A 12151-nucleotide genomic window follows, 5' to 3' on the forward strand; every position below is an offset into this window, starting at 1 on the left:
CTCCCCTATGAGTCCGGTTAGGGAATTATCGACCGAATTTTCCGCGCACCATACTTGTCAATTCTGTGATCTCCCTGATGCGCAGAACGTAGGCCACGCCCAGGTACACCACCAGGATAAGCGCGCCCACGCCCAGCAGTTCGGCCAGCATGACGCCCTTGCCCGCCTCGTCGACGCCGGGCAGAAACGCCAGCGCACCCCAGGCGGCGGCCAGGGCGGCGGCCCCGGCGATGAGCTGCCGCACCCAGGTCAGCACCACGGCGCGCATACCCAGTAGCCCGATGCGGCGGCGCAGGAAGATCGTCGACAACGTTGTCGAGACCACATAGGAGATACCGAGCGTGACCATGATTCCCGCCACCACGTAGATACCGGGCAGCAGCGCCAGCGACAGTCCGAAGCCCAGCACCCGCACCGCGACCACCGGGATGTTCAGGATCGCCACCGTCTTGCCGTCGGTGAGCGAGTAGAACGCGAAGGTCTGCAACTGGCTGAGCGAGAACGGGATCAGTGCCAGACCGCCCAGCGCCATCACCAGTCCGGTGGCGGTGGCGGCGTCGCGGCCGTACTTGCCCCAGTCGAACATGACGATCGACAGTTGCGAGCCCAGCGCGATGTACACGACCACGACCGGCATCATCACCAGCGTCGCCAGCCGGGTGCCGGACGACAGTCCCGCGGCCATGTCGGAGTAGCGGCCCTCGCTGGCGGCGGCCGACAGCCGGGGCATGAGCGCGGTGATGACCGAGACGGCCACGATGCCGTGCGCCATCATCATCACGGCGTAGGCGTTGTTGTAGACGATCGGTCCCGGGTTGTCGTCGCTGCCGGCGGCGGCGAGGTTGGCGACCTTGATGGCGGTGACGACCGCGATCTGGTTGACCGCGACGTACAGGAAGATCCAGCCCGCCAGTTTGGCGATCTTGGACAGGTGCAGTTCCCGGAAGTCGAACCGCCACTTCCAGCGGAACCCGACCTTGCGCAGCGCCGGCCACATCGCCAGCGACTGCACCAGCACGCCCGCCGGGACGCCGAGCCCCAGGAGCAGCAGCATCGGCCCGGTGACGTCGGACAGCTCCAGGTCGCCGCTGATCTTGGAGCTGTACAGGACGAAGAACGCCCCACCCATCGCGATGATGACCAGGTTGTTGAGGATCGGCGCCCACATCGGGGCCGCGAAGTGCTCGCGGGTGTTGAGCACCGCCTGCAACATCGCCGACAGCCCATAGAAGAACAGTGCCGGGAGCATCAGGTAGCTCAGCGAGGTGACGACCTCGCGGTTGTCGTCCGAACCCATCAGCCGGGCCAGCAGCGGCGCGGCGGCCACGACGCACGCGGTCGAGGCGGCCAGCAGCACCACCGCCAGGGTCAGCAGCCGTTGCGTGAACGCCTCGCCCTGGTCGAAGTCCTCCTTGCGGGCCCGCACGATCAACGGCACCACGACGCTGGTGAGCACCCCGCCCATCACCAGTTCGTAGACCATCTGCGGGAAGTACTGCGCGGTGACGTACGCGTCACCTACCATCGTGCCCAGCGCGGCGCCGATGACCACATTGCGAAGGAATCCGGTGATCCGCGAGATCAGCGTCCCCGCGGCCATGACCGCGCCGTGGCGTGCCAGGCCAGAGGTGGACGTCTTCGTGTTGGTCACACCGTCGCCTTCCATGGGTAGGTGTTCGGACTCGGGGTGCCCGACATGCCTTAAGCTTTGCGGTCGATGTCAGACCGTATCGGAAACGAAATCAGCGTTCCCCCGGTGGCCGACGCGCTCGGGGAAGTCTTCGCGGCAGCCGGGCACGAGCTCCACCTCGTCGGCGGCCCGGTACGGGACGCCATCCTCAGGCGTGACACCGTTGACCTGGACTTCGCCACCAGTGCCCATCCCGAGGTCACACAGGCCATATTGGAGGAACACTCCTCGACGATCTGGACCACCGGCCGCGAGTTCGGCACCATCGGCGCCATGTTCCGCGGCCACCGGGTCGAGGTGACGACGTTTCGCGCCGACACCTACGACGGTGTCAGCCGCAATCCGCAGGTCGCCTACGGCGACAACCTGACCGACGACCTGCGGCGCCGCGACTTCACCATCAACGCGATGGCCGTTTCGGTACCGGGACATGAATTCTCGGATCCGTTCGGCGGTCTGACGGACCTGGCGCAGCAGACGATCCGCACCCCCGGTACTCCCGAGGACTCGTTCGCCGACGACCCGTTGCGGATGATGCGGGCGGCCCGGTTCACCTCGCAGCTGGGTTTCCACGTCGACCCGGCGGTCAAGACCGCGATGACCAACATGGCCCGCGACATCGAGCGGATCTCGGCCGAACGGGTCCGCGACGAGTTCGTCAAGCTCATGGGCGGCACCGACCCGGTTCCGGGACTGCGGCTGCTGGTCGCCACCGGTCTGGCCGAGGAGTTCCTGCCGGAGCTGCCCGCGCTGCGGATGGCCATCGACGAACACGCGCAGCACAAGGACGTCTACGAGCACACCCTGACCGTCGTGCGCAACGCCATGTCCCTTGAGGAGGACGGGCCGGACGTGCTGCTGCGGATCGCCGCGCTGCTGCACGACATCGGCAAGCCCGAGACCAAGGGCATCGGCCCCGACGGCCGGGTCACCTTCCACCACCACGAGGTCGCCGGTGCCCGCATCGCCCGCAAGCGGCTCAAGGCGCTGAAGTTCCCCAAGGACGACATCGGCGCGATCTGCCATCTCATCGCGCTGCACCTGCGGTTCTACGGCTACGGTCGCGGCGAGTGGACGGACTCGGCGGTGCGCCGCTACGTCACCGACGCGGGCGCCGTCCTGCCGCGGCTGCACAAACTGGTGCGCTCGGACTGCACCACCCGCAACAAGCGCAAGGCGGCCCGGCTGGCCGCCGACTACGACGCGCTCGAGGAGCGCATCTCCCGGATCGCCGCCGAGGAGGACCTGGCGAAGGTCCGCCCCGACCTCAACGGCGAGGAGATCATGACGTTGCTGGAGATCAAGCCCGGTCCGCAGGTCGGCAAGGCGTGGAAGCACCTCAAGGAGCTGCGGTTGGAGCAGGGTCCACTGTCGCGTGAGGAGGCCGAGACGGCGCTGTTCGCCTGGGCGCGCGAACAGGGGATCGCCGTACCCGGCTCGCGGGAGTGAGCGGGCGTCGGCCCCATCCGGTAACGTGCCGAAAGGCCCGAAAAACGAAGACCAACACAATGGAGCGAGAAATGCTGGACCGTCCCAGGGCTCCGTGGCCCTACGACTTCCTGCCCAAGGTCGGCGAATTCCCGGTCGTCTCCAACGACGTCCGCGACGGCGAACTGCTGTCGGACAACCACACCTTCGCGGGCGACAATCTCTCGCCGCAGCTGTCGTGGTCGGGTTTCCCCGCTGAGACCAGGAGTTTCACCCTCACCTGCTTCGACCCGGACGCCCCCACCGGCTCCGGGTTCTGGCACTGGGCGGTGGCCAACCTGCCGGTGTCGACGACCTCGCTGGAACGCGGGGCGGCGCTTCCCGACGGCGCGGTGGCGCTGCGCAACGACATGGGGAACCACAAGTACGACGGCGCCGCGCCACCGGCGGGGGACTATCCGCACCGCTACGCCTTCGCGGTCCACGCCGTCGACGTCGACGCGCTCGACGTGGACGAAAGCGCGTCCTGCGCCGTACTGGGTTTCAACCTGGCCTTCCACACGCTGGCCCGTGGCGTGGTGACGCCGGTCTACCAGATCCAAGCCTGACGAATCACATATTTACTTACATCTCTGTAAGATGCTATGGACCCCGATGCCGAGAGGCATTGGGGCCCATATTGTTTCGTTCTGTCTGCTAGGGACTGTCCCGTGGTTTCTTTTGCCCAGCTCCGTAACCTCGACACCTCCAAGCTCACCAAGGCCGCCGACACCGCCGTGAAGGTCGGCAAGGACATGGAATCCCGCGCCGGGGACGTCAACGACGTGGCCAAGCGCGGCGGCGACGGCTCCGACTTCTGGGCCGGTGTCGACGCCGACGCCCAGAACGCGCTGCTGACCACCTTTCCGCCGCCGCTCAACGCCGCCGGAACCGTCTTCAAGTCCTCGGCGGGAACGGTCGACAAACTCGTCGACGAACTCGACGCCGCCAAGAACGAGATCGACACCGCGATCTCGTCCTACCCCCGGCTCATCGTCGGCGACGACGGCAGCGTCACCTATCCGCCGACCAACAGTGCCGAAGACGCGAAACAGATGCAGGCCCAGGCCCAGGATCTGGCCGCGAAACTGAAGGCGGCCGTCGACCGCGCCAACGCCGCCGACACCGCCGCCTCGGGCGAGCTGGCGCAGCACGACCTCGGCGCCGGGAAACCCGTCCAGGTCAAGCTTCCCGACGGTTCGTACTACCTGACCACCGGCGACAAGGACAACGAGGTCAAGGTCAAGAACGACCAGAACGGCAACCTGATCGTCACCGTCGACGGCGAGGACTTCAAGTACGACAAGGGAACCAAGCTGACGCTCAACACCGGCGACGGTGAGGACAATGTCGACATCAACGAGCACGTCAACAACGACATCAACGTCAGCACCGGCGACGGCAAGGACGTCGTCACCGACCACGACTCCAAGGGCCAGCGCACCATCTCCACCGGCGCGGGCGACGACACCGTCGCCGTGACCGGCCAGGACCGCAACATCTTCACCGAGGCGGGCGACGACAAGGTCACCGCCATCGGCGACAAGAACAATGTGGGCACCGGTGACGGCAACGACGACGTCAAGACCACCGGCGGCACCGCGTACGCGGGCGACGGCGACGACAAGATCCGCGCCGGGAACCACGACGACCCGCTGTACAAGGACGCCGACGAGCACGACACCACCATCTACGGCAACGACGGCGACGACGAGATCCAGGGCAGCACCAAGAACGACACGATCTCCGGCGGCAAGGGCGAGGACGAGATCTACGGCCACGAGGGCGACGACGTCATCGCGGGCAACGACGACCACGACTACATCGACGGCCAGGACGGCAACGACAAGATCTCCGGCGGCGGCGACAAGGACGTCCTGTATGGACTGGACGGCAACGACGCCATCGACGGCGGCGCGGGCCGCGACTACCTGGAGGGCGGCGACGACAAGGACGTGCTCACCGGCGGTGCCGAGGAGGACGTGCTGTCCGGCGGGCGCGGCGATGACGACCTGCGCGGCGGCGACGCCGACGACGTCACCTACGCCGGTGAGGGCAAGGACACGATCGACGGCGGCGCCGGCAACGACAAGTCCTTCGTCCAGGACGGCGACACCGTCGCCAAGGACAAGGGCGACACGGTGCAGAAGGTCGACATCGCCGACAACAGCTTCATCAAGATCGACGGTTCCGACGAGTTCCAGGACCGGATCCGCGCCGACCTGGACATGTACAGCTCGTCACCGACCGGCCGCCAGATGATCGAGAACCTCTCCGACGGCGTCGACAACAGCCGTCACGACTGGATGCCCGGCGAGCGGGAGCTGGTCATCAACGAGAACGACGAGGACAACGGCGAGGCCCAGCCCGGACTGGACGGCTTCCTCGGCCACGACGTGAACATCAACATCAACCCGGAGTACGACGGATCGCCCTACCAGCACCAGCTGAACAGCACTCCATATGAGAAGGTGCCCGCCCACACGCTCTACCACGAGCTGGGGCACGCGTACGACTTCTACAACGACACCAGTCTCGACGGCGACTACTCCGACGGCTCACCCCGGGACGAACGCCAGGCCGTGGGTCTGCCCACTGTCGACCATGACAACAACCCGAAGACGCCCGACGTCGTCGACCCCGACCATCCCAAGCAGTACACCGAGAACGGCCTGCGGGAGGAACAGGGCCGCGAGCCACGGCCGCAGTACTAGCCCGGCAGCCGTCGCCGCAGTCCCTCGATGCCGTCGGCGACGATCGCGTCGTCGCGTTCGGCCAGGCCGTACTTGACGGCGTGGGCGGCGCCGAGCCAGTGGTAGAAGCGCACCAGTCTCCAGGAGATCTCGCTGCCAGACGCGGCGATGAGCTCGCGGGTCACCTGCTCGCCGAAGGTGACCAGCAGACCCACGTAGTCGATCGCCGGGTCGCCGACGGTGGCGGTCTCGAAATCGATGATGCCCGTTGGCATCCCGGTTTCGGGGTCGGTGAGGATGTGCTCGCAACCCAGGTCGCGGTGTATCAGCGCCGGGCTGATCGCCGCCAGGTCGGGAAGCGTCGCGTCGTACTCGCGGCGCACCCGGTCGCGCAGTTCCCCGTCGAGCACCGGAAGCACCTCGCCCTCGACCCACTTCCCGATCTCGAGGTAGTCGTCGCGCCAGGCCTCGGCGGTGACGGCGCACCCCAGCAGTTCGGCGGCCCGGTCGACGGGGAAGGCGTGCAGTTCGGCCAGCATCGGCGCCACCGCCCGCACCCGGTCGCCCGGTTCGAGGCCGCGTCCGGGCAGCCTCGGATAGACCATATAGGTCATACCCTTGTGGACGCCGAAGTGGGTCGGCGCCGGGACCGCGAAGCTCACCGCTTCGGCCAGTTCGGGCAGCAGCCGCGACTCGCGCCGGTGCGCCGCGTCGATCTCGGGGTTGCGGGCCACCCGCAGGATCCGGCCGGAGCCCGTCGCGAATGTCCATGATGCCCAGCCGCCGGTGATGGGCGTGACGGAGTCGTCGGCGATGCCCAGCTCCGCCAGGAACCGGCTGGCCTCGTCAGATCGCATGGCCGCCAGAGTATGCGGCGCGGCCGCGAAACGCCTTTCGTTTTCAGCTACCCAAACGAGCGTCGAAAGTGTCGGCTACCCGACGTCCATCGTGTCGCATATCTGACATTTCCGCAGGTCAGACCGCGAACGTCGGCTACCCGACAGACGGGTAGCCGACAGATCACTGACAAACGGTGACTTTGATTCATACGGTCGAAACATGTCTTCTCTGGTAAGCAAAGTCGTCGCCGAATTGGGCATCGCCCTGGAATGGCTGACCGCTCCGCACCCCGCCACCATCCACCTCCACGCCGGTTCGCACGTCGGTGACGAACTGTCCAAACAGATCTCGGGCCGGGTGCAACGGCTCCGGGAAGCCGACGACACCGTCCCCGGCCGCATTCTCTACCCGCACGTGATCGCCGAACGCGATCAGGTCGCGACGCTCCTCGACAACGCCAACGCGAACACCCGCACCCGCACCGTTCTGCTGACGGCGCTGGCCGAGCTGGAACAGCTCGCGGGCTGGATCGCCGCCGACGGCAACGCGAGCGCGCAGGCGCAGACCCATTACCTGGCCGGAATCCGCGCCGCGAACGAAGCGGGCGACCCGGTCACCGCCGCGCAGCTGTGGTCCTGTCTGGCATACATGTTCACCGGGAACGGCGACGCCGTCGACGGTCTCTTCGTGGCCGAAGCCGCGCGTCGCCGCGGTGAACTGTCCTCACCTCTGGTGGCCTGCCTGCTGGCGGAACGCCATGCCTACGCCGCCGCCGTCGCGTCGGACTCGTATGCCTGCCACATGGCGCTGGCCGACGCCGACGCGCTGCTGGCCGCCGCCAGCCCCGACATCCCCGAACCGGCGTGGGTGTACTGGCTCGACGCCGCCGAGGTCGCGGTCATGGCCGGTCGCTGCATGCTGCTGCTGGGCAAACCCGACCGCGCCGTCCCGCTGCTGCGCGACGCGATCGCGAGCTACCCGGCCGACCACGCCCGCGAGGTCGCGCTGTACCGCGGCTGGCTGGCCGCCGCGTACGCCGCCGCCGGTGACCGCGAGGCCGCCCAGGCCGAAGCCGATGCCGCCGCGATCATCGCGGGCGGCGCCGGAGTCGACTCCGAGCGGGTCGCCGACCGCCTGGACTCGGTCTTCGCCTGACACCTCGGTTGGTCCCGTTTCCCGGTAATCGGGTCCCGGTTCCCCCTACGCTGAAGCGCGGGTCCGGACCGGGTTGGCCCGGGCCTCACGGGGAGGGGCCAGCGGATGAACGACGAGACGCCATATCCATGTGAAGACAAACAGGACTTCGCCGACGCCGACCGGGGTCTGATCGCCGAGCTCGACTCGACGGTCATCCGGAACGACGTCGGCGAAGTCGTGTGGGACAACGACTCCTACACCGCGTTCCTGACCGCCGAGGCCGCCGACACCGTCCACCCGAGTCTGTGGCGGCAGTCGCGGCTGGTGGCCAAGCAGGGCCTGTACGAGGTCACCGACGGCATCTACCAGGTGCGGGGCCTGGACCTGTCGAACATCTCGTTCATCGAGGGCGACACGGGAGTGCTCATCATCGACCCGCTGCTGTCGGTCGAGACCGCCCGGGAGGCGATCCGGCTGTACCGCGCCCACCGCGGCGAGCGGCCGGTCACCGCCGTCATGTACACCCACAGCCACGCCGACCACTTCGGCGGCGTCAAGGGCGTCGTCTCGCAGGCCGACGTCGACGCCGGTGTCCCGGTGATCGCGCCGGAGGGCTTCCTCGACCACGCGATCTCCGAGAACGTGTTCGCCGGGACCGCGATGGCCCGGCGCGCCGGTTACATGTACGGCGCGGCACTGCCGCGCGGCGTCAAGGGCGGCGTCGGCGCGGGGCTGGGCCAGACCACCTCCACGGGCACGGTCAGTCTGATCGCGCCGACGGTCGACATCACCACCACCGGCCAGGAACTGACCGTCGACGGCGTCCGGATGGTCTTCCAGATGGCGCCCGGCACCGAGGCACCCGCCGAGATGCACATCCTGTTCCCCGGGCGGCGGGCGCTGTGCATGGCCGAGAACGCCACCCACACGCTGCACAACCTGCTGACGCTGCGCGGCGCGCAGGTGCGTGACCCGCACGCGTGGGCCCGGTACCTCACCGAGGCCATCGACATCTTCGCCGACCAGGCCGACCTGGTGTTCGCGTCCCACCACTGGCCCACCTGGGGTGCCGACAACGTGGTGGAGTTCCTCAGCCTGCAACGCGACCTGTACGCCTACCAGCACGACCAGACCGTCCGGCTGCTCAACAAGGGCTACACCGGTACCGAGATCGCCGAGCTGATCGAACTGCCGCCCGCGATTCAGAACGCCTGGCACACCCACGGCTACTACGGTTCGGTCAGCCACAACGTCAAGGCCGTCTACCAGCGCTACATGGGTTGGTACGACGGCAATCCGGCCCGGCTGTGGCAGCATCCGCCCGCCGAGGTGGGCCGTCGCTACCTCGACTTCATGGGCGGCGCCGACACCGTGGTCGCCAAGGCGAAGCAGTGCGCCGACGACGGCGACCTGCGCTGGGCCGCCCAGGTGCTCGACCACGTCCTGTTCGCCGAGCCCGGACACTCCGGGGCCCGCGCGCTGCTGGCCGACGTGTTGGAGCGGCTGGGTTTCGGTGCCGAGAACGGCACCTGGCGCAACGTCTACCTGTCGGGAGCGACCGAGCTGCGGAACGGCAACTTCGGCACCCCGACCGCGACGGCCACAGGGGACATCCTCGCCGAACTGCCGCCGTCGATGTTCTTCGACGCCCTGGCGGTGCAGGTCGACGGCCCCAAGGCCTGGGACCTGGAACTGGCCATCGCGTGGACGTTCCCCGACCACGACCTCGCCTACCGCACCACCCTGCGCAACGGGGTATTCAGCTACGTGCGTGACGGCGACGGCAAGACCGACCTGACGGTGACGGTGCCGCACGCCGCCCTGGCCGCGCTGGCCCTGGGAGACCCGCAGGCCGCCGCGGCGGCGGGGATGCGGCTCGACGGCGACCGGACCGTCCTGGAACAGCTGCTGGGCGTCCTGGATCCGGGCGATCCGCGGTTCAACATCATCGAGCCGTGAACACGGCACCACGAGGGAATGGGGTTGTGCGATGACGACGATGAGCACCCGGCGGGCGCTGGCGGCGACCGGTTCGGTCCTGGCGGCCGTGATGATGATGGTGCTGGGGTTCTGGCAGGTCGTGACCGGTGTCGCGGCGATCTCCGGCGACGGGATCTTCACCTCGCCGACCGGTTACTTCGCCGCCGTCGACCTGTCGCGGTGGGGGTGGGCGCACCTGGTCAGCGGCGTGGTCGTCGCGATCGCGGGCGGTTTCGTCCTGACCGGCCGGATGTGGGCGCGGGTGGTGGGCATGTTCGTGGCGATGGTGATCGCGCTGCTCAACTTCGCCTTCATCCCGTACTACCCGCTGTGGGCGATCCTGTGTGTGGCGCTTGGCATCGGGGTGATCTGGGCGCTGGCGAACTGGGATCCGCGAGAACCCGTCCCGCCGTCCCGGCGACTGTTAGTCTGATGTGGTCATTCCTCCCGGACGACCTACGGGAGGACGCGCCATGAGCAACCGGAGTACCCAACAGGCCTGGGCGGTGGGCGGCACCGTTTTCGCCGCCACCGCGATCATGATCATCGGGTTGTTCCAGGTGATCATGGGCATCTCGGCACTGGCCCAGGACGAGATCTTCGTCAACGGCACCAACTACACCTACGACATCGACGTCACCGGTTGGGGCTGGATCCACCTGATCCTGGGCGTGCTCATGATCGTGACCGGTGTCTTCCTGTACTCGGCCGCCCCGTGGGCCAGGGCGCTGGGCATCGTGATGGCGGTGCTGTCGGCGGTCGACAACTTCTTCTTCCTGCCGTACTACCCACTGTGGTCGATGGTGGTGATCGCGCTGGACATCTTCGTCATCTGGTCGCTGGCGACGGTCATCACGCCGATGCCGTCCGGCTCGCCGCCGCAGTCGGCGGCGCCCTCGGCGGCGCAGCCTTCGGGCCGGACGCAGAGCCAGGACTGGTCGCACGTCAACGAACCGACGCCGCCGCGCGCGACCGACCAGCCGGGCCCCTCGCAGGAGCACACCGCCGAGCGGTGAACCCCTAGGCGGAGCGGCGTTTCGCGACGATCAGCAGGAACGCTCCGAGCGCGACCGCTGACAGTCCGGCGACGAGGACACCCAGGACCGAGTTCCCAGTCACCGAAAGCGTTCCACGACCGTCGTCCGCGGCGGCGGTCGTGGGCGCGACCGGCTCGGTGGTGTCGTCCGACGCGGACGAGCTCGCGGATGTGGAGCCTGACGAGCTCGGCGACCCCGACGTGCTGGGGCTGCCTGTCGTGGACGACGGCGAAGCACTGGACGAGCTCGGCGACGGACTTTCGGACGTCGAGGATGGACTCTCTGAAGTAGACGTCGAGCTGGAGGAGCTCGACGTGCTAGGGCTGGAGCTGGAGCTGGAGCTGGAGCTGGAGCTGGAGTTCGAGCTCGAACTCGACGAGGTCGCGCTGGAGCTGGAGCTCGACGACGTCGCGCTGGAGCTGCTCGGCGTCGGCTCCTGCTGCGGCTTGCACGTCACCTTGACGTGCCCCTCGATCAGCGTCAACATCGGCCCGTCATAGATGACATCACCCGCCGAGTCCCGCAACTGCCCCTCCACGATGATCTCGAAGAACGCCTCGGCACTGACCTCAGTGGGCGTGTTGACCGCGTTCTCCACCCGCTTCACCGTCACGGTCAGCGTCGCGGTGTCCACAGCGGACATGTTCAGCTGCGCGCCGGTCGCCTCGATCGTGTTCGCGCCAGCCGACACCGGCTTACCCAGCACATAGGCCAGTGAACCGTCACCGCGCGCGTACGCCAGCGCGCCGCCGTTGTTGAGGCAACGCGCGTAGGAGTCGATCGAACCGGACGTCATGAAGTCGTCCACGCCGTTGTAGTTGACCTCGAAACCGGTCGCGTTGGTGCGGGCCGTCAGCTGTCCGGTCGTCGATTCCCAGGAGGTTGCCGACACCTGGGTTCCGTTGACAGCCATGTGATCCAGCACCCCGTCCGGGTCACTGAAGTCACCGTCCACAGAGTCTGCTGACTTGGACAGGTCCGGTGTCCCCGCCGTGCCGTACGAACCACTGAACGCGTCCACCCCGACGGCGGGAATCGCGGTGACGTCCAGTTCGGCCAGAGCACTTGACGCGCTTCGGGTCTCTGCCGCCGCCGACATCGGTACCAACAACATGCTCGACACGACGCCGATGACTCCTACCGCCACCGCGACCTGGCCCAGCCCCTTGAGCTTGATCGTCACTGTCTCCCCCTCGACGGGGGCGAGCATAGTGCTTCCACAGTGGCGACCAGTGGATTTGTTCGGCAACTTGCCGGAACCGCAAGATTTCGTGCCACTTCGCCCGCGACCCGATAAACCTGGGCGC

The 12151-nt window shown here is 67.7% G+C and carries 10 protein-coding genes; 7 read left to right on the plus strand and 3 right to left on the minus strand.

The window, feature by feature from the left end; translation table 11 throughout:
* Nucleotides 1–25: 25 nt before the first annotated feature.
* Nucleotides 26–1651 carry a murein biosynthesis integral membrane protein MurJ gene (gene murJ, locus SNAS_RS31840; protein WP_169313937.1) on the minus strand — a complete coding sequence of 542 codons (1626 nt, stop codon included), beginning with the start codon at nt 1649–1651 and terminating at the stop codon, nt 26–28.
* A 66-nt stretch (nt 1652–1717) separates the two neighbouring features.
* Between murJ and SNAS_RS31845 the strand changes: the two genes are divergently transcribed.
* From SNAS_RS31845 to SNAS_RS33565, 3 genes are all read left to right on the plus strand, one after another.
* Entirely contained in the window at nt 1718–3139 is a 1422-nt protein-coding gene (locus SNAS_RS31845; protein ID WP_013021623.1) for a CCA tRNA nucleotidyltransferase, read from the plus strand.
* A 71-nt stretch (nt 3140–3210) separates the two neighbouring features.
* Nucleotides 3211–3726: a YbhB/YbcL family Raf kinase inhibitor-like protein gene (locus SNAS_RS31850; protein WP_013021624.1), complete on the plus strand. Its 516-nt coding sequence runs from the start codon at nt 3211–3213 to the stop codon at nt 3724–3726.
* 102 nt (nt 3727–3828) lie between these two features.
* Nucleotides 3829–5871 carry a M91 family zinc metallopeptidase gene (locus SNAS_RS33565; protein WP_013021625.1) on the plus strand — a complete coding sequence of 681 codons (2043 nt, stop codon included), beginning with the start codon at nt 3829–3831 and terminating at the stop codon, nt 5869–5871.
* Here SNAS_RS33565 and SNAS_RS31860 read toward each other — a convergent pair.
* Nucleotides 5868–6707, minus strand: coding sequence for a phosphotransferase family protein (locus SNAS_RS31860; protein ID WP_013021626.1), 840 nt, complete (start codon nt 6705–6707; stop codon nt 5868–5870). The genes SNAS_RS33565 and SNAS_RS31860 overlap by 4 nt on opposite strands.
* A 202-nt stretch (nt 6708–6909) precedes the next feature.
* On the opposite strand from SNAS_RS31860, the gene SNAS_RS31865 reads away from it, so the two are divergent.
* From SNAS_RS31865 to SNAS_RS31880, 4 genes are all read left to right on the plus strand, one after another.
* Nucleotides 6910–7845 carry an NsdA family TPR-like regulatory protein gene (locus SNAS_RS31865; protein WP_013021627.1) on the plus strand — a complete coding sequence of 312 codons (936 nt, stop codon included), beginning with the start codon at nt 6910–6912 and terminating at the stop codon, nt 7843–7845.
* A gap of 105 nt (nt 7846–7950) precedes the next feature.
* Complete coding sequence (locus SNAS_RS31870; protein WP_013021628.1) at nt 7951–9786, plus strand: alkyl/aryl-sulfatase; 1836 nt, start codon at nt 7951–7953, stop codon at nt 9784–9786.
* Between the two features lie 31 nt (nt 9787–9817).
* The gene (locus SNAS_RS31875) at nt 9818–10240 is read left to right on the plus strand and encodes a DUF7144 family membrane protein (protein ID WP_013021629.1); all 423 of its coding nucleotides are present in this window, start codon (nt 9818–9820) and stop codon (nt 10238–10240) included.
* Nucleotides 10241–10280: 40 nt separating this feature from the next.
* Nucleotides 10281–10823, plus strand: coding sequence for a DUF7144 family membrane protein (locus SNAS_RS31880; protein ID WP_013021630.1), 543 nt, complete (start codon nt 10281–10283; stop codon nt 10821–10823).
* Nucleotides 10824–10827: 4 nt separating this feature from the next.
* Here SNAS_RS31880 and SNAS_RS36070 read toward each other — a convergent pair whose 3' ends face one another.
* Nucleotides 10828–12027, minus strand: a complete 1200-nt coding sequence (locus tag SNAS_RS36070) for a hypothetical protein (RefSeq protein ID WP_169313938.1) — start codon at nt 12025–12027, stop codon at nt 10828–10830.
* Nucleotides 12028–12151: the final 124 nt, after the last annotated feature.

Origin of the sequence: Stackebrandtia nassauensis DSM 44728 (genome assembly GCF_000024545.1) — a bacterium.
Taxonomy (GTDB): domain Bacteria; phylum Actinomycetota; class Actinomycetes; order Mycobacteriales; family Micromonosporaceae; genus Stackebrandtia; species Stackebrandtia nassauensis.